12 protein-coding genes and 1 pseudogene are annotated in these 17,729 nt (G+C 70.5%); 7 read left to right on the plus strand and 6 right to left on the minus strand.

What is annotated here, in order from left to right:
• The 3 genes and pseudogenes from VFZ20_RS02510 to VFZ20_RS02520 form a co-directional block, all read left to right on the plus strand.
• Window positions 1–320 (plus strand): annotated as a pseudogene (locus VFZ20_RS02510) (hypothetical protein); the annotation flags it as partial.
• Between the two features lie 439 nt (window positions 321–759).
• Window positions 760–2,037: a tetratricopeptide repeat protein gene (locus VFZ20_RS02515; RefSeq protein ID WP_329682244.1), complete on the plus strand. Its 1,278-nt coding sequence runs from the start codon at window positions 760–762 to the stop codon at window positions 2,035–2,037.
• 37 nt (window positions 2,038–2,074) lie between these two features.
• Window positions 2,075–2,890, plus strand: coding sequence for a helix-turn-helix domain-containing protein (locus tag VFZ20_RS02520; RefSeq protein ID WP_329682245.1), 816 nt, complete (start codon window positions 2,075–2,077; stop codon window positions 2,888–2,890).
• A gap of 499 nt (window positions 2,891–3,389) precedes the next feature.
• On the opposite strand, the gene VFZ20_RS02525 is transcribed toward VFZ20_RS02520, so the two are convergent.
• From VFZ20_RS02525 to VFZ20_RS02535, 3 genes are all read right to left on the minus strand, one after another.
• Window positions 3,390–3,773 carry a response regulator gene (locus VFZ20_RS02525; RefSeq protein ID WP_329682246.1) on the minus strand — a complete coding sequence of 128 codons (384 nt, stop codon included), beginning with the start codon at window positions 3,771–3,773 and terminating at the stop codon, window positions 3,390–3,392.
• 211 nt (window positions 3,774–3,984) lie between these two features.
• Entirely contained in the window at window positions 3,985–5,955 is a 1,971-nt protein-coding gene (locus VFZ20_RS02530; RefSeq protein ID WP_329682247.1) for a DUF3857 and transglutaminase domain-containing protein, read from the minus strand.
• 216 nt (window positions 5,956–6,171) lie between these two features.
• On the minus strand, window positions 6,172–7,056 hold the full coding sequence (locus VFZ20_RS02535; RefSeq protein ID WP_329682248.1) for a DUF72 domain-containing protein: 885 nt from the start codon (window positions 7,054–7,056) through the stop codon (window positions 6,172–6,174).
• Between the two features lie 196 nt (window positions 7,057–7,252).
• On the opposite strand from VFZ20_RS02535, the gene VFZ20_RS02540 reads away from it, so the two are divergent.
• The 4 genes from VFZ20_RS02540 to VFZ20_RS02555 all read left to right on the plus strand — a co-directional run bounded on the left by VFZ20_RS02540 (window position 7,253) and on the right by VFZ20_RS02555 (window position 15,101).
• The gene (locus VFZ20_RS02540; RefSeq protein ID WP_329682249.1) at window positions 7,253–8,110 is read left to right on the plus strand and encodes a glycoside hydrolase family 19 protein; all 858 of its coding nucleotides are present in this window, start codon (window positions 7,253–7,255) and stop codon (window positions 8,108–8,110) included.
• Window positions 8,111–8,483: 373 nt separating this feature from the next.
• Window positions 8,484–13,088: a GAF domain-containing protein gene (locus tag VFZ20_RS02545; RefSeq protein ID WP_329682250.1), complete on the plus strand. Its 4,605-nt coding sequence runs from the start codon at window positions 8,484–8,486 to the stop codon at window positions 13,086–13,088.
• Window positions 13,085–13,987, plus strand: coding sequence for a TIR domain-containing protein (locus VFZ20_RS02550; protein WP_329682251.1), 903 nt, complete (start codon window positions 13,085–13,087; stop codon window positions 13,985–13,987). The genes VFZ20_RS02545 and VFZ20_RS02550 overlap by 4 nt, the downstream gene beginning before the upstream one ends.
• Window positions 13,988–14,225: 238 nt before the next feature.
• On the plus strand, window positions 14,226–15,101 hold the full coding sequence (locus VFZ20_RS02555) for a hypothetical protein (protein ID WP_329682252.1): 876 nt from the start codon (window positions 14,226–14,228) through the stop codon (window positions 15,099–15,101).
• 6 nt (window positions 15,102–15,107) lie between these two features.
• Here the strand turns inward: VFZ20_RS02555 and VFZ20_RS02560 are convergent, their stop codons facing one another.
• The 3 genes from VFZ20_RS02560 to VFZ20_RS02570 form a co-directional block, all read right to left on the minus strand.
• Window positions 15,108–15,545: a 4a-hydroxytetrahydrobiopterin dehydratase gene (locus VFZ20_RS02560; protein ID WP_329682253.1), complete on the minus strand. Its 438-nt coding sequence runs from the start codon at window positions 15,543–15,545 to the stop codon at window positions 15,108–15,110.
• A 310-nt stretch (window positions 15,546–15,855) separates the two neighbouring features.
• Complete coding sequence (locus tag VFZ20_RS02565) at window positions 15,856–16,371, minus strand: TlpA disulfide reductase family protein (RefSeq protein ID WP_329682254.1); 516 nt, start codon at window positions 16,369–16,371, stop codon at window positions 15,856–15,858.
• 32 nt (window positions 16,372–16,403) lie between these two features.
• Window positions 16,404–17,687, minus strand: coding sequence for a sialidase family protein (locus VFZ20_RS02570; RefSeq protein ID WP_329682255.1), 1,284 nt, complete (start codon window positions 17,685–17,687; stop codon window positions 16,404–16,406).
• Between the last annotated feature and the right edge of the window lie 42 nt (window positions 17,688–17,729).

A 17,729-nucleotide genomic window follows, 5' to 3' on the forward strand; every position in this document is an offset into this window, starting at 1 on the left:
ACCCCACGCCCGACCCCGCCCCCCGCCCCGCCGAGCTCGCGCGCCTGTGCGACGAGGCCGTCGCGCAGCTGGAGGCGCTCAAGGCGGCATCGCCCATGGAGCGCGGAACGCGTCTTGGTGCCGTGCGCGCCCTCCTGGCCGACCTGGCCACGGCGCTCGCCGACGCGGACCTGCTGCGCCCCGGCTTTGCCGACGAGCAGGCCATCCTCACCGACGCCGCCTCGGCCCTGCAGGCCATCGACCTCGATCGCGGCGGGCCCCACGTGCCGCGGTTCGTGGACCGCATTGTCCAGGACCTGCGGCGAATCGACGTACGGTGAGCCCACATCCCACCCGTCACGGCGTGCCCCCGCAGCCCGCGATGGCTGACCGTGTCATAACATACAATTGTTTCACGACTAATTTAAATTAAACGAACTGAAACTGTCGCACCTGTTCCAGGGTTGCCGCGCGCGGGACGGACCCGCCCCAAGTCACGATGAACCATGCAGGTTATCTACTTCGTCCACTTGGGAGATGAGACGGCCGGTCCGGCGCGACAGGGAGCGCCGGGAAAGCAGCCGCACCGTTTGCGCCGCTCTGGTTTTTGAAAGCGCGCACAGCGACCGCCCCCTTTGCGCCGGGGGAGCCGGCAAGACTATGGCGTGGAAAGGAGATACGCGTTATCATGCGGTCCGCTGGAACACGGCCCCGCTTTGGCGATCTCCCTACCCAGGACCCGTTCGGACCAACATGCGACCCAGGCGTCTGACCCCGCCCGTGCGGCGTACCGCCCGTCGTTGGCGCACTCCCCCGGCCATCCTGCACGGGGGCGAGGCCTTCGAGGGCGTGGCCGTGCTGGAGGAGGTGCGTACTCCGCTGGGACTGCTGCTCTTTCAGATCGTCCGTGACGTGTACCTGTGGGGCAGCACGCCCCCGGAGGACCGCGAGGGGCTGTTCGAGCCGCACGCCGAGGACGTGCTCATCTCCATCCTGCGCGACAGCGATCCCGAGGTGCAGCTGGAGTCGGCCCTCATGACGCTCATCCGCATGGCCGGCGGGCCCGAGACGGCGCGCGAGGAGCAGGTGGCCCTGGCCTGCCAGCACGTGGCCCACTGGGCCGACGGGCACGGGCACATGGGCACGGCCATCGCGTTCGCGCAGGGTGCCGCCGTGGTGCTGCCGGCCGACGCGGCCACGAGCTTTGCCGTGGGCCGCCTGGCCCGCCGCCGCGCCGAGTACGCCCGCGCCGAGACGTGGTACCGCCGCGCCGTGGCCCTGGCCCGCCAGAGCGGCGACTGGAGCAGCTACGCCATGGCGTTCGCGGGGCTGGGCAACCTGTACATGCAGCGGGGCAACTTTCCCGCGGCGCGCCGCTTTCACCTCCGTTCGCTTCGCGCGGCGCGGCGGCACAGCATGCGCGCCCTGCACGGCTCCGCCCTGCACGACCTGTTCGTGATCGCGGCCCAGACGGGCAACCCCGACGACGCCGAGCGGCTGGCCCGCGAGGCGTTCGAGATGTACGGCCCCGACCACCCGCGGCTGGTGTACCTGGCCCTGGACGTGGCGTACTTCTGGATGGAGCGCGGGCGCTTTGCCCCGGCGCTCACGGTGTTCCAGGCGCTCGTGCACCACATGCAGCGGCTGGAGGACCGGCTGGGCGTGCTGGCCAACACGGTGCGCGCGGCGGCCGGCGCCGGCGAGCGGCGGCTGTTCGACCAGACCTGGGACGAGGTGTGGGACCGCATGCAGCGCACGCCGGGGCTGGCCAACGCCGCCACGGTCATGCTGGAGCTGGCCCACGGCGCCGCCATGCTGGGCGAGTACGAGCGCGCCGAGCGGGCGGCCGAGCGCGCCGTGCAGGTGGCCCGCGAGCGCGCCGAGAACAAGACGCTGCTCACGGCCGAGTCGGTGCTGGACCAGGTGCGCCGCAACCGCGGCGTGCGCCAGCGCGCGGCCGAGACGGTCCCCGAGGCGGAGCCGGAGACGGCCGCCCGCGCGGAGACCTTTGCCCTGGACCTGGTGCGCACGCTCAACGCGTCGCTGGTAGGCCGCTGAACCTCCCGCCCACTCACCCTCACACTCCACGAACGACATGAAGATCGGCGCACGCCCCCTGCTGGTGCTGCACAGCAACGAGGCTTTTCGCGAGCGGGTCCGCAAGGTGGCCGGCAAGGAGTACACCTTCCAGGCCGTCCCCGACTGGCCCTCGCTGGAAGAGGCGGTGCGCGACTCCCCGCCCTCGGCGCTGGTGGTGGTGAACCCGTACGAGGACGCCAACGGCGCCGGCGGGCCGTCGCAGCACCTCAAGTCGCTGCTGGTGGAGTTCCCCTCCACGGCCGTGTTCGCGGCCATGGAGATCAAGCCCAACCGCTTGGAGGACCTGCGCACCCTGGGCAAGTGGGGCGTGGTGCAGGTGATCTCCATCGCGCACGACGACACGCCGGCGGCCATGGTGCAGCGCTTTCGCGCGGCGCAGGGCCGTCCGCTCAAGGCGCTGCTGGAAAACGTGCTGCCGGCCGACACGCCCGGCCGCGCCCGCGCCATCGTGGACGCGGCGGCCGAGGTGGTGGCGGTGGGCGGGCACGGGCGCGACCTGGCGCGCCAGCTGCGCCTGAGCCGCCGCACGCTGCTGCGCTGGTGCGAGCGGGCGGAGCTGCCGCCCCCGCGCAAGCTGCTGGCGTGGATGCGCATCCTGCTGGCCGCCGAGCTGCTGGACGACCCGGGCCGCACGGTGCTGTCGGTGGCGCACGCCTGCGGCTACTCGTCGGACAGCGGCCTGCGCCGCGTGACGCAAAAGTTCGTGGGCAGCAGCCCCACGGAGCTGCGCCGCCGCGGCGCCTTTGCCCGCTCGTCCAAGGTGTTCCTGGAGGTGCTGGCCCGCTACCGCGAGCCCCAGAGCGCGCTCTAGGCCCGCATCGGCGGATCAGGATGATGCGAGACACCCTCCCTGGCCACGCGCCGGGGAGGGTGTTTCTGCGTGGGGCCGATTCCGCGTGAGAGGCAGCAGGAGAGATCCGGGACAATGGCCGCGTCCCAGCCGGAGCGGCTAAAGCCGCCGCTACAAAATCGGAAAGCCCCGCCCTGACGACGCTTCGCGTCACGCGGCGGGGCTTCACCTGCTCCCCCGGGCGGGCCCGAGACGGCGCGCGGGCCTTCCCATCCACACGGACCTCGCCGGCTCGGCCTCCGCGCCGGTGCACCCACTTTGCCCTCGGATGAACGGTCGGCGCAGGCCGACATCACGTTTCCGGTGCCGCGAATTCATTCGCCGGGGCTGGAGGCCGCCAATCCTCCCCGAATCCCCTCCTCCGACGGATCTGCCACCCTTCGCCGGCGGATCCTCAATCGTGGATCCCGTTGTTCCTCACCCGGCGCCCCCGCCCCGCCCGTCGCCCCTCATCATCCCGCTACGCGCTCTGCTCGCGCTGCAGCAGGCGACGGGTGATGCCGAGGAGCTCCAGTGGAGGGAGGGGCTTCACGAGGAAATCGGCGCAGCCCAGCTCCAGGGCCCGCGCGCGGTGCTCCGCCAGGCCCGTGGTGCTCACGGCCACCACGGGGATTTCCGCCGTCTCGGCGTGCTGCTTGAGGGCGCGCAGCAGCGTCCACGCGGGCGCGGGGCTCAGCGCCACGGCCACCACGATGAGCGCCGGCCGGTGCTCGCGCGCCAGCTCCACCGCGTGCGTGCAGCACGCGCACTCCACCACGCCAAAGCCGTGGTGACTCAGCACGGCCGCGTAGATGAAGCGGCTGTCCTCGTGCGCGTCGACGAGCAGGATGGTGGGGGTGGACACTGCCGGGGGAAGAGCAAGGGCGACGGCGGGCGGGAGGCCCGCGACGGGGGGGATCGGTCCCACAGGATACACGCGCGCGGGCCGGGAAACAAGAGTTGTGTTCCGCGCGCGCAATCCACTGCATCAAAAAGCGTTAGGAGACGTACGCACGCCGCCCCCGGAGCCAGGCTCCGGGGGCGGCGCTCCGTTCATCTTCCGCCGAAACGAGGGATCAGTCCGCCGCCGGCTCCACGATGATGAACACGGAGTCGTCGCGGCCCATCTCGCGCAGGAACGAGATCAGCTCCGGCAGGCGCTCGCGCGATTCCGTGCCGCGCCGGCCCCACAGACGCCGCACCACGCGCAGCTCGCGGCCCTCCTGCGTGAACTCGGCCGAGTAGCGTCCGAACACGCTTTCGGCCGTCACGTTCTGCGGCAGGCGCGCCCGGTATCCCTCCGGCAGCGTCACGCGGTACTCGTTCACGACCTCCATGGGCCCCATCACCTGGGCCACGTCGATGTCGAAGCGCCGGGGCTCCGTGCGCGCCTGCAGCTCCGTCAGCACCTCTTCCATGCTGCCGTTGGCGAACGGAACGCTCAGCACCAGCGTGCCGCCCGACGTGCGCGCCGCGCGCCCGTTGGATACCCACAGGCGCATGCGGGGCTGCGCGCGCAGGTCCTTGCCGTCGAAGATCTCCACGCTGTCGCCGCGGGCGCCCTCGAACAGGTTCTGCGCCAGGTTGCGCGTGAGCTCCTGCCGGTCGCGCGGCGTGATGGTGCTGGAGAACGCGTTGCGCAGGCTGTACTGCATGGAGCCGTGTGCCGTGCGGGTAAAGCTGCCCGTGAACGTGCCGTCCGCCGCCAGCTCGCCGGCCACTTCCGTCAGCAGGCGGTTGGCGGAGGGCTCGTTGCGGGGGAAGGTGATCTCCTCCGGGGTGCCGTCCGGGTGGACGATCAGGCCGAACCCGCCCTGGTAGCTGGGGCTGATCTCGCCCCAGGGGATGATCTCGGCCGTGAGGTCCAGGTAGGTGTAGCCGCCGCCCGGCTGCTGCACGGCCGCGATCATGTGGTTGAAGAGGCCCGCCGACGGCATGTCGCGCCCGTCGCCGCCGTACGAGTTGAGCAGCACGGGGTACGCCGTGGCGCCGAACCGCCGCGCGATGGCGATAAAGAGCGTCGCCTTGTCCTTGCAGTCGCCGTACTGGGTGCGGAACACCTCCTCGGGCGTGCGCGGCTGGTACCCGCCAATGCCCAGGGACAGCGACACGTAGCGAAAGTCCTGCGCCACCCAGCGGTGCACGGCCCGCAGCGAGTCTTCCAGCGTTTGCGCGCCCCGCACCACCTCTGCCACGCGCGCCTCGATCTCGGGGGTGAGCGCGTAGCGGTCGGCGGAGAGGCCGGCGTACCACCGCGTCACGTCCGCCCACTCGGTGCGGCCGGCGATGTCCAGGCCCATGTACACCTGGTTGCTGTCCGTGGCCGCGAACGGCTCCGGCTCGATCTTGGGCAGGTCGCGCGCGGCCCACGTGTACACGTGCCGCCCGCCCCGCTCCTGCTCCATCCGGCGGAAGGTGAGGTTGTGCTCCTGGATGCGCGGCGCGTAGCCGGCCGGCACGTCCAGGATGTAGCGCGAGCGGCGGACGGGCACGCCCATGTGGATGCCCCACGTCTGCGTGAAGTCGCCCGCCAGCACGGGCTCCACGGTTTCCGTGGTGTAGCTGTAGTCCACGATGGTGCCGGCGGCCACGCCGCCCAGCGACACGCGCCGGTTCTGCTGGTCGGTGTACACGGGCGAGCTTAACGAGACCTCGGCCAGGCTCTCCTGCTCGTGCACGGGCTTGTCGCTGATCACCGCCCCCGTGCGCGCGTCGATCACGCGCACCCAGTTCAGGCGAAAGCGCTCGCGCTTGCGGTCCCAGCCAAAGCTCATCTCGCCGAAGTCCTCCACGGCGTCGTCGGTGAGGAGCTGGATGACGCTGCGGTAGGTGACGGAGCCGGTGCCGTCGGCCTCGCGGCGCACCACGCCGTCGTCCAGCAGCACCACGTAGCTTTCCTCGGGATAGTCGGCGGGGTCCACGGCCAGCCGGTACAGCGTGTCGCTGCGGACGGACGGATCGCCCTGTTCGGTGATGACGGGTGCCTGCGCGGCGGCCGGCGCGGCCGCGGCCAGGAGCAGGCCCAGCAGCGGAAGGTGAGCTCGCATGTGTCGTTCGTGTGGAGGACCGCGGATGGAACGGAAAGGCTCGGACGGAGGGGGTGCTCGCGGACGAGGCGGAGTAAGCTACGCCAACGAGTTAGGAGCGACAAGGCCGGGGCGGGAAGTGCGAAAGTGCGAAAGTGCGAAAGAAGGTACGAGAGGGTACGAGGGTACGAGGGTACGAGGGTACGAGGGTACGGCGCCTGGCCGCCGCCCGCCGGGTCAGGGCTCGACGGGCGGGGCGGCAGGCTCGGCGTACGGGTCCAGCACCTCGCCGTACTCGTTGAACAGCGGAGGCGGCGCGGGGACCTTCTTTCCTTCCACCATCGACTGCAGCTGCAGCGCGTTCGTCACGGCCTTGCCGCGATAGTGGTTGTTGGTCACCACGAACACATCCTCCGTCTGCGGCTCGGCCGCGATCTCCTTGGTGCGGTCCGCCCAGGGCTGCAGCTCGTCCGGCGTGTACAGGTAGTCGTACCGCTCGTCGCGGCCCGCCTTTTCGCGGAACCAGTCCTGGTAGTTGCGGCCGTGCACCCGCACGTAGCCCACCTGCGACGTGGCGTGCGCCGTGGGCTTGATGGAGTTCCTGAACAGCGGCTGGTCGATGTTCACGAACCCGATTCCCCGCTCCATCAGCCCGTCGAAGAACGCGGGCGTGTTCCACGTCGCGTGGCGCACCTCCAGCACCAGCGGGTAGTGCCCGAACGTGCGCGTGAGGTCGTCCAGCCACTCGCGGTTCTCGTCCGTCCGCCGGTACGACCACGGGAACTGGATGAGCACGGCGCCCAGCCGCCCGCTCTCCAGCAGGGGATCGAAGCCCGCGCGCACCTCGTCCACCTCGTCTGCCGTCCACGTGGTCTTGCGCTGGTGGGTGAAGCGCTGGTACAGCTTGGCCGTAAAGCGAAAGCGCGGGTTGTGCTCCACGCGCCGCAGCCAGCTCTGGATGGTCGTCGGCGCGGCGGGGCGGTAGAAGGTGGAGTTGACCTCGATGGTGTCGAAGTAGCCGGCCAGGTACGCCAGCGGATCGAACTTGCGCGGCTTGGGCGCGGGGTACACCACGCCCGCCCAGTCGTCGTACATCCACCCCGCCGGCCCGTACCGGATCATCCGCCCCTCCCTCTCCGTAGCCGTTGCCACTCCGTTCACCGGGGGATGCAAGCAAGGCGCGGACCGGGTCGTCCGCCCGGCGGCTGGAAAGGGTTGTCAGGACGGCAGATGGGTCTCATCTTTCGTTCTCCCTCCGGCATCCGATCCTTCCTTGCGGATCGCCCTGTCCCCGCACCCCATCCTGTTCGAGGTTCCCATGAAGTTCGACCGCCAGAAGTTCCACGACGCGTACGCCGCCGCGTTCGGCGCGCTGCCCGGCAGCAAGCAGGCAGGGCTGGACGCCCTGCTCTCCGCGGCCGAGGCCGACACCGACATCACGGACATCCGCTGGCTGGCCTACATGTTCGCCACGGTCAAGCACGAGTGCGCCGACACGTGGAAGCCCATCGAGGAGTACGGCAAGGGCAAGGGCCACAAGTACGGCCAGCCCGTGACGGTCACGGACCCCGACGGCAAGAGCTACAGCAACGCGTACTACGGCCGCGGCTACGTACAGCTCACGTGGGACTACAACTACCGCAACATGGGCAAGGTGCTCAACAACCGGCTGCTGTACGAGCCGGGGCTGGCCCTGGACGCGGACGTGGCGTACCGCATCATGTCGTACGGCATGCGCAACGGCTCGTTCACGGGCGCCAGGCTGTCGCGCTTCATCAGCGGCGACACGTGCGACTACGTGAACGCGCGCAAGATCATCAACGGGCTGGACCAGGCGCAGCGCATCGCGGGCTACGCGCAAAAGCTGGAGCAGGTGCTTCGCGCCAGTGCCGTGGCGGCCGTCCCCGGCGGCGTGCCCACGCCCGTACCGTCGACCGCGCCGGCCCAGCCCGCGTCCGGGCAGGCGTACACGGTGACGGCGCAGGCGCTCAACGTGCGCGGCGGCCCCGGCGCGTCCAACCCCACCGTGGCCGGCAGCCCGCTGGCGCAGGGGACGGCGGTGCGGGCGCAGCAGTCGCAGGACGGGTGGATGTACGTCACCGTCCCCGGCACGTCGACGGCGGGCTGGGTGAGCGCCAGGTATCTGCAGCCCGCGCCGGCGCCCGTCCCGGCCTGAGCGGACGCGAGCCTCCCCCCGGCAAAACGGCGCCCGGCGAGTTATCTCGCCGGGCGCCGTCGTCATCTTCCCCGCGCCAATCGCTCCTGCCGATTTCCCTTGCCCGATTCCCCTGTCCATTCCTTCTGCGGATTTCGCCCGCCGCTTTCTTTGACCGAGCTGCGGATTCCTCCAGACGGGCACGGCCGCCGAACCGAAAGTCTTGGATTCCACGTCCCCGGCCGCTAATCTGCGCACCGTGACCGCCCGGATGTCGCCGTTCCGGAAGGCCACGTCCCTCCCTGCCTGAGCTCCCGGCGCCCCATCATCGCTTGTTCGGCTCGTTGATCCGGATGTTTTCGGACGTACTCCCCATTCAAGGCGTGTGACGGCCATGAGCCCTTCCGAGATCCAGCTTCCCACCCGCCCCGACTACGGGCAGTCCGTCGATCCCCTGCTGCGCGCCTGCGCCGGCATCGCGGGGGCCGAAAGCCTGGACGCGGCCCTGCGGACGGCCTGTGGAGCCGCCGTGGACGTGATGGGGTTTGCCCACGCCGCCGCGCTGGTGCTGGAGCCCAACGGGACCGTGGGCGTAGTGCGCGCGGAGCATCCGGCGGGCGGCGCGGTGGGCGCGCGCATTGCCCTGGGCGAGCTGCCCGTGGCGGCGGGGATGGCGCGCTCGCACACCCCCTTGCGCGTGGAGGACGTACACGCGGACGGTGCCGTGAAGCGGCTGCGGCCGCTGCTGGACGGGGCAGGAATCCGGGCGTTGCTGGCGGTGCCCATTACCCGTGGAGACCGCCTGCTGGGATGGTTCAGCGTGCACCATACGTCGGGGCCCCGCGCCTTTACGGCGGCGGAGGTGGCGCACTGCCAGGCGCTGGCCGTTCAGCTGGCGCCGCTGCTGGAGAACGAGCAGCTGCGGGCCATCGCGCAGGCGCACACCGATGCCGCGCAAAAGATGCGTCGGGCTACCACGGCCATCGGCTCGCTGCTGGGCTCGCTACTGGAGCAACGCGACCGCGAGACGATGCTGGAGCGCGTGGTGGAGCACGCCGTGAACGCCCTGGGGGCCAAGGGCGGCGGCATCTATCACTACGTGCCGGAGCAGGGGCTGCTTTTCCTGGCCGCCGACTACCTGCGCCCGCACAACCGGGGCAAGGTGCTGCGGCCGGGACAGGGGCTGGCGGGGTGGCTGGTGCAAACGGGGCGCAACTACGCCAGGAAGCGCAACTACGGGGAATGGAACGGCCGCGCCCCCATCTTCGAGGACGCGCCGTTCGGGGCCGTGCTGGAGGTGCCCCTCCGTTGGCAGGAAAACATTACGGGCGTGCTGTACGTGGATGATGACGCCGGCCGGACGTTTAGCGATGAAGACATCTCCACGCTCGCGCTCCTGGGAGACCAGGCGGCTCTGGTGCTGGCGCAGGTGGAGCAGCAGGCCCGCGCCCAGGCGCATCCGCTGCAGCGGGCCCTGCAGCTCGTGCACAGCCAGTCGGAGGGCCAGTCACTCCAGGAGCGGCTCACCTTCATCGCACGCGAGGCTGCCGCGGTCATTGAGGCCGAATCGTGCCAGGTGCTGCTGGCCCACACGCCGGACTTCCTGACGCTGGAAGCGGGCTTCGGGCACCGCGAGGGCACGTTCGACTACGGCCGCCGGTTTCGCATCGTGAGCGGGGAGCGCACGGGGCTCACGGGCCACATCGCCTATGAACGGCGCGTGTTTCGAGACCACGGGGCGGCTCTCACGAACCACCCCGCCACGCGCGGCCTGCCCAACCACCACATGCCGTCGGGGCGCTGCTGCTCACTGCTGGCCATTCCCCTGCTGCGCAATGGCGGCGACGAGTTGCTGGGGCTGCTGCGGATCGAGAACCGGCGCGGCTCCGACGGACACCCTTCGCCGGACGTGGGCTTCAGCGCGGATGACGAGGGCATGGCCCAGCTGTTCGCGAACGTGATGCAAAAGGAGGTGCTGGTCGTGGCGCTGGAGGAGCGCGCCCGGGCGGACGAACGGCGCAAGCGGCTCATGGACCGGGTGTTCGACTCGCACCAGTACCTTCACGCGGAGATGGACACGCGGCAGCTTCGGCACGAGCTCACGCGGGTAGCGGTGGAGCTGCTCGATTACGAAGCGGCCTGCCTGTACGACACCGACCCCGAAACGGAGACGATGGTGGTCACGGCCGCGGTGGGCCTGCCACAGGGTGTACGCGGGGAGCGCGAGCCCCAGGACAAGGGCCTTGCCGGGCTGGTGGCGCTCACCGACGCGCCGGAGGTATGGATCGCGGCGGAGCGCGGAACGCCCTTTCGTGTAGGCGACCGCGAGTTCGACTTGGCCATCGGCGCCCCGCTCCGCCGGGCCGGGGGGGAGGTGATCTCCGTGCTCGTGGTAGCCGGCGGCGCAGCCCTGCGGCGGTTCGTGGAACTCGACCGCGACGTGCTGGTGCTGTTCGCCGACCAGGTCTCCAGCATTCTTCGTAGCTCCATCCTGTGGAACTGGGAACGCAGCGGCTTCGTGCGGTCCAGCGCGCTGGGGCACATCGAGCAGTTCATCCGCCGCTCACCAGACCCTCGCAAGGCGCTGCCCGCGTTGCTCACCGGCATCACGGCGGGCTACGGGCTGGCGTTCAACCGTGCCGCGGTGTTCCTGCTGGACGAAGCGCGCGGCGAACTGCACGGGGAACTCGCCATCGGCCACCTCACGGAGCGCGAGGCCCGGCGGGACTGGCTGGTCCACGAGGCCGAGGGAATGGACAACGTGCGCCGCTACCTGGAGCACCTGGAGACCCACGGGCACATCCAGACCCCGCTCGATGCCCACATCCGCGGCGTGCGGACGCCGTGCACGCCAGAGCTGATGCTGATGCTGCGGGCCGCTCAGGAGGATGGCGGCGGCATCATCGACGCCCCGGACGCGTTGGCGGCCATTCCCCCCGACGTGCTGACGGCGTTCCGGCCCGTGCTGCCGCTGGTCCTGGTGCCGCTCGTGCGGGGCGTCGACGTGCTGGGCTTCTTGATGGCCGACAACCCGTTCGCCCGCACTGCGCCGTCGTTCGACGACCTCAAGCGGGTGGTGCGGCTGGTCGCCACAGCAACCGCCGCGATTGATGACAATCCGCAGCCATGGCAGCTCTTTACCCCCGAGCAACTGGCTGACCTGGAACGCATGACCAATGGGGTAACGCCCGCTTTCGACCAGGACTGGAACGCGCTGGCCGACGTGCAGGACCAGATCGTGAGCGCCGCGCGCAACATCTTCCACGCGGACTCGGCGGTGCTGTGGACGTACGACGCGAGCAGCAACTGCTTTCGGCTGGTGGCCTGCGCGGGGCTGCAGCCGCGCGTGGAAGCCCTGGTGCGCGCGCGGCCCCCACAATACGGTGGCACTTCATACAAAGTGCTGGAGCGAGGATGGCTTCCTGTGGACGTCGTGGATCCCGCGCGGTACCGCTTTCTCTCGGAATCTACCCTGGAGGTGCTGCAGGCGGTGGGGGCCCGCAGCTTTCAGGGAATCGCGCTCGCCGTGGGACACGAGGAGTTGGGTGTGCTGTACGTGGACTACCTCCATCCCCAGGCCAAGCCGTTCGATTCCGACGACGCGCACATGGCCCAGCGATTTGCCGAGCAGGCCGCACTCACGCTCAAGAAGGCACAGATGCTGGACGTGCTGCACCAAGTGGGGCGCGTCCGCAAAACGGCGCAGGTGCTAGCGCGTGTGAGTACGGCGGAACCGCTGCAGACGGTGCTGCACACCGTGGTGAGCGGTACGCGCACGGCGCTCAAGGGCGACGCGGTGACCCTGTATCGCTACGATCGAACCAAAGGCATCCTGCTGGACCCGCCCACGACCGTCGGCGTGTGGGACGAAGCAGCGCTGGACGAGGAGGATGAGAAGGTGGTGGACGGCTTCGTGCGCCGCGTCCTCAAGAGCGACACCATGCGGGTAGTGCCGGACGTGCTGGCGGACGCGGACTTCAGGGAAACGCGATTCACGGTGGAGGAGAAGGTCCGCTCCTGCGTGGTCGTCTCGTTGCGCGTACGGGAGCAGAAGGACGGCGGCGAACCCGGCAACGAGCTCCAGGTGGGTGTGATGTTCGTGAACTTTCGCGAACCGCACCAGTTCACAGACGAGGAGTGTGCCAACATCCGCCTGTTCGCCGACCAGGCCGCCGTAGCCATCCACAACGCGCAGCTGCACGAGGACCTCAGCCGCACGGTGGAGGACCTCTCTACCGCGCTCAAGCGGGTTCGCGCCTCGACGGCCCTGGCCACCTTCGGCATCGTGGACCGCGAGTGGCGCCACAACATCGCGGGGTTCGCACCCGACATTCGGCGATGGGTGAACACCTGGAAGGACGTGCTGCAGCGCGCCGAGGAGGAGTCGGCCATCCAGGATTACGTCGCGGAGTCGCTCCGGAAGTCAATCGACACGTTCCTGGAGGCCACCCTGGAGGTCATGGCCCAACGGCCCGTGCTGCGGCAGCCGGACGAAGGACTGGAGCCGATCCTGGTGAACGAGCTCGTGCAGCAGGCAATCGACACGTGGAAGCCGCGCGAGGGGCTTCTGGACCTAAGCCTTGGCGCCCAGCTGCACGCCGGGCCGCGCGACGCGGTACTCGTCAACCGGCACTGGATGAACGCCGCCATCGGCACACTCATCGACAACGCCGCCAAGGCCCTCACCGAGACGCCCGTGCGCGACATCATCCTCTGCACACGCCGCAAGGACGATCTCCTCCAGATCGAGTTCACGGACACGGGGTGTGGAATCCCCCCGGAGTTCCTGGACGACTTCGGCCTTCACCCCCGCAGCACCCGGGCCGGCGGCGACGGCATCGGGATCGGGCTCATCATCGCGCAGAGCATCGCCTTTACGTACGACGGCCAGCTGGAAGCGTTCAACCGCACGGATGGCCAGAGCGGAAGCACCGTGCGCATCTCGCTGCCGGCCTACGTGCCGGACGCACACCAGTCGATGCTGGAGGCAACTTCATGAACGGACGCAAGTGGAGGATCCTGCTCGCCGACGACAATGCCCTGTTTCGCGGCAGCACCGACCTGCTGCTCCGCGAGGACGGCTACCGTGTCATACCCGCCGCCACGGCAGACGCCGCGCGTGAGCAGCTTCGCACCGGGCGGGTAGACCTGGCCGTGCTGGACCTGAAGCTGGTGCGGTCGGACCCGCATGACGTAAGCGGCCTGCTCATCGCGCTCGAAGAGGCGCCGGAAGTGCCCAAGATCCTGATCACGGGCCACAAGGAGATGGAGATCGGCCGATACTTCAAGGTGCTGAACGACCGCAAGGTCCCGGAGCACCTTCGCCCCGTGGTGATGTTCAAGCCGGAGAAGGAGGGCGAGGACGAAAAGCTCATCGAGCTGCGCACGGCCATCCACGAGCGGCTCGTGCCCCGCGTGTTCGTGGTGCACGGCCATGAGGCCGCCGTGCGCGACCAGGTCTGCGCGAAGGTATCGGAGCTCGGTCTTACCCCCGTGGTGCTCAAGCACAAGCCCGGGGTAGGCATTTCCGTGTTCGACAAGTTCCGGCTGGAGGCGGACCGGATGCATTTCGCCGTCGTCATCCTCACCGGGGACGACATGGGCTCCACGACCGAAAAGCTGCAGCCCATCCTGGCATCCCGGGACAAGTACGCCGTTGCCCGAATACGCGAGACGCTCAAGCCCCGGGCACGGCAGAACGTAATCTTCGAATTGGGCTACTTTGCTGCGCTGCTGGGCCCCAGCCGCGTTCTGGTGCTGCACGAGGACGGGGTAGAGCGGCCCTCCGACTACGAGATGCTCCACGTCCCCCTGGACTCGAAGGGCGAGTGGCTCAAGCAGCTCACGGAGGAACTGCGGCACGCCGGCGTGGAGCGAAAGCCCTACCGCTCGCGGTAGCGCTTTACAGCGCACCTTCAAGACCTCCCAATGAACCCCGGTTTCTGCGCGGACCGGGGTTCTTTGCGTCCCCCTCTGCATCCTCCGCGGCACGCCGTGAGAATGCCGTTCGTCGTTAAGGATCGATGAAGACGGAGCGGCGGATGCGGATTCGCGCCAGAACGCGGCCGTGTCGCGCGTTGCACTGTCGACAATCGGAAAGCAGACGATGATCCTTCGACCGAGATCGACCCTGACGATGACTGCACGTGGCGCCGCGACGGCGATCGTGATGAGCACCTTGCTGGGCGCGGCGAACGTGGCCGCGCAGGACGTGGACCTTGCCGCCGCACGGGCCTCGCTGCGCGCGGCCGATGCGGCGCACGCCGCGGCCGTGGAGGCGCGCGGCATCGTGGACGGCCTGCCGGCCGCCTTCGCGAGCGACGTGTACTTCCTCCGCGACGGGGCCGACGTGCTGCACGGGCTTGAGGCGGTCCGCGCGGACCTCGCGGCCTCGCCGCTGGCCGGCGCGCGCGTCAGCTGGGCCACGCTGCGCGCCGACGTCTCGGCGGACGGCACGCGTGGCTACACCTTCGGCGGCGGCGCGTACACGGCGGCGGACGGACGGCAGCACTTCTCGCGGACGCTGGCCTTCTGGCGCAACGAGGGCGGCACCTGGAAGGTCGCCGCGTTCCTGGTGAACGCGGCGCCGGACGCACCCCAGGCCGCGCCGGCCGGCTTCTTTCGCGAGGAGCCCGTCCGCGGCGCCGCGGGCGTGGACGAGGTGATGCGGGCGGACCGCGACTTCGCGGCGCAGGCGGGCGTGAGCGGGGTGGCGGGCGCGTTCCGCGACTGGATGGCGCCGGACGGGGCCATGCTCAGCGGCCCCATCTACGGCCCCGAGGCCCTGTTCGCCGTGATGAACGGCGGACGCGCCACGCTGGAGTGGGGCCCCATCGCCGGCGACATCGCCGGCAGCGGCGACCTGGGGTTCACCATCGGCGTGGCGACGCGCACGGCGGAGACGGGCGCGCGCAACTACAGCAAGTACCTCACGATCTGGCGGCGCCAGCCCGGCGGCGCGTGGCGCTTCGTGGTGGACGCCGGCACCGTGCGTCCCGCGCCGGCCGCCTGATCCGCATCATCCCAGGCATTCACCGCTTCTCGGGGGGGAAGCGGGTGACGGGAGCGCCCGGCCGCGAGGTCGGGCGTCTTCCGTTTGGGGGGATGCGGATCCGCCCGCGAACGCCTCGTCCGTACGGGCGGCCATGATGAAGTCGTTGCGGTGCAGGTTGCAGATGGTGTGCGTCCACCAGGTCACCGTCACGCGTCCCCACTCGGTGAGCAGCGCGGGATGGTGGTCCTGCGCCTCGGCGATGGCGCCCACGCGGTTGGTGAACGCCAGGGCCCGCGCGAAGTCCGGGAACGTGAACACGCGCTCCAGCCGCGGGATCCCGTCGCGCTCCACCACGTCCCACTCCGGCACCCGCGCCCGCAGCTCCGCCATCTCTTCCGCCGTCACGGCCGGCGCGCCCTTTCGGCACGGCGCGCACACGTCCTTCGCGAGCGAATCCGCCATTGCATCCTCCGTAGTCGAAGCCCGCGGCGCGTGCAGGGCGGCCATCGCGTGAGCGCCCCCTCCGGGCTCGCGGAGCTCGCCCACCTCCCCAAAAAAACCTGGGGGAGGTTGAACAGCACCGGCGTGCTCCCACCGGCAGGAACCCACCTATGCAAACCCCTCCCCCGAAGTTGTCGGAGGGGTCGACCGCGGTCGCGAGGAACGAGCGGCGCAGGTGGCGGGGGAGAGGACCCCCTGTCGCGCGGCGACGGGATCCCGCTCGACTACGATCCTACTCATCCGCCCCATCCGCCCATCCGCCCCATCCCCCTCACGACGCCGCGGGCAGCGACGTCTCGATCAGGCGGCGCAGCTCGGCGTCGTCCGCCTTGACGGGGCCCACGTGCTTCCACAGCACCTGGCCGTCGGGGCCGATGAGGAACGTGTTGGGCACGCCCACCGTGCTGAACACGGCCGTCACCTCGCCGTCCGGGTCCAGCCACACGGGGTAGCTGGCGTTGTACTCCTGCATGAACTCGCGGATGCCCTGCTCCTGGTCGCCCTGGTCGATGCTCACGCCGATCACCTGCAGCCCGCGCGGGCCGTACGCGCGGTGCAGCGCCTCCAGCGCGGGCACCTCCTGCCGGCAGGGGTGGCACCACGTGGCCCACACGTTCAGCAGCACGGGCTTGCCGTGCATCTGCGAAAGCGAGCTGCGCTCGCCGTCCAGCGTCTCCGCCGCGTAGCTCGGCGCCTCGGCCCCCACCCGGACGGGGCCGCCGGCACGGGGCACGTCGCCGCAGGCCGCCAGCAGCAGGGCGGCGGGAAGAATCCGCAGGAGGTGCATCGTCCGCATCACGTCAGTCCGTCCGATCGGGTTCAGCGAAGGTCCGCCAGCGCCAGCCGCGCGGCGTGCAGGGTGGACGGCTTGCCGGGGCCCGTCCACGCGAAGACGACCCCGTCGCCCGCACGGACCATGCGCGGAAAGCCCGTGCTACGCGCCGACGCGCTGGCCAGCGTGCGCGGCTCGCCCATCCGCCCGTCCGCGCCCACGCGGCGGATGCGCACCTCGGCGGACTGGGCGTCCGTGCGCTCCATCCAGCTCACGAGCGCGCCGCCGTCCGCCAGCAGCTGCACGTCCACGCGGCCTTCCGGGTTGCCGCCGTCCACCCGCGCCGGCGCGCCGAACGTGACGCCGCCGTCCGCGGAGAACGCCACCTTCACGGCCGGCGTGCTGTCCGCGGCCGTGAACCAGGCCACGGCCACGCGCTGCCCGTCCGCGTCCGCCTGCGGGCCGTTGACGGGGCAGGCCGGCATCACCCAGCCGTCGGCGTGCACGGGGCGGCCCTCCGTCCAGGCGCCGTTCACCATCCGCGTGACGTAGATGTCGCGCACCTCGTCCGGCGAGCGGTCGCGGTAGACGACGAGCGGGCCCGTGGACGTCATGGCCATTCCCGTCTGGCAGCAGTCGCACACGCGGCCGTCCACCTCGCGGTCCGGCGCGGCGCGGCCGTCCATCCCCACCGTGGTGTAGCGCAGCGTCATCTCGCTGGCGGGGTTGTGCTCCCCGTCGGCCGACGCGCCCGTCTTGCGGCCGTCCAGCCACACCAGGCCCAGCGAGTCCGCCCCCGCGGGCCACAGGGAGGCAAAGCCGTGCTCCGTCTGGGTGCCGTCCGTGTGCGGCACGACGGACTCCGTCCACGTCACGCCGCCGTCGGGGCTGATGGCCACGCGGACGTCGTACGCGTACTTGCTGCCGCCGCTGCGCTGCAGCCAGTGGGCCGCCAGGCGGTTGCCGGGGAGCACGGCCAGGGAGGGAAAGTCCGCCCAGTTCACGAACCAGTCGCGCCCGCTGGCCACCGTGCGCGGCGCCGACCAGCGGTCGCCCTCCAGCACGCTGAAGCGCAGCGCGTGCGTGGAATCGGCGCCGGGCTCGATCCACGACAGGTACACGCGCCCGTCCGGCCCCACGGCCAGGTTGGGCTCGCCGCTCCCGGCCGCCGCCGGCGGGGACAGGGTGCGGAGGGCGGATGCGCCGTCCGCCGTCGCCGTGCCGTCATCCGCAATGTCCGCCTTTCGCTCGCCGCCGCACGCGGCCACGAGCAGGCAAAGGGCGGCGACGGGCAGGAGGATGCGCCGGGATGCGAGGATGTCCATGCTCATGCGGGAGAGTCCACCGTGAGGTCAAAGCCGCCGAAGGCGCGG

It is taken from the genome of Longimicrobium sp. (assembly GCF_036280135.1).
Lineage (GTDB): Bacteria > Gemmatimonadota > Gemmatimonadetes > Longimicrobiales > Longimicrobiaceae > Longimicrobium.

What these genes read in the sequence shown, in the direction of transcription:
- VFZ20_RS02520 (WP_329682245.1), top strand. Translation starts at nt 2,075, where the DNA reads ATGAAGATCGGCGCACGCCCCCTGCTGGTGCTGCACAGCAACGAGGCT.
- VFZ20_RS02530 (WP_329682247.1), bottom strand. Translation starts at nt 5,955, where the DNA reads ATGCGAGCTCACCTTCCGCTGCTGGGCCTGCTCCTGGCCGCGGCCGCG.
- VFZ20_RS02535 (WP_329682248.1), bottom strand. Translation starts at nt 7,056, where the DNA reads ATGATCCGGTACGGGCCGGCGGGGTGGATGTACGACGACTGGGCGGGC.
- VFZ20_RS02540 (WP_329682249.1), top strand. Translation starts at nt 7,253, where the DNA reads ATGAAGTTCGACCGCCAGAAGTTCCACGACGCGTACGCCGCCGCGTTC.
- VFZ20_RS02545 (WP_329682250.1), top strand. Translation starts at nt 8,484, where the DNA reads ATGAGCCCTTCCGAGATCCAGCTTCCCACCCGCCCCGACTACGGGCAG.
- VFZ20_RS02550 (WP_329682251.1), top strand. Translation starts at nt 13,085, where the DNA reads ATGAACGGACGCAAGTGGAGGATCCTGCTCGCCGACGACAATGCCCTG.
- VFZ20_RS02555 (WP_329682252.1), top strand. Translation starts at nt 14,226, where the DNA reads ATGACTGCACGTGGCGCCGCGACGGCGATCGTGATGAGCACCTTGCTG.
- VFZ20_RS02560 (WP_329682253.1), bottom strand. Translation starts at nt 15,545, where the DNA reads ATGGCGGATTCGCTCGCGAAGGACGTGTGCGCGCCGTGCCGAAAGGGC.
- VFZ20_RS02565 (WP_329682254.1), bottom strand. Translation starts at nt 16,371, where the DNA reads ATGCACCTCCTGCGGATTCTTCCCGCCGCCCTGCTGCTGGCGGCCTGC.
- VFZ20_RS02570 (WP_329682255.1), bottom strand. Translation starts at nt 17,687, where the DNA reads ATGAGCATGGACATCCTCGCATCCCGGCGCATCCTCCTGCCCGTCGCC.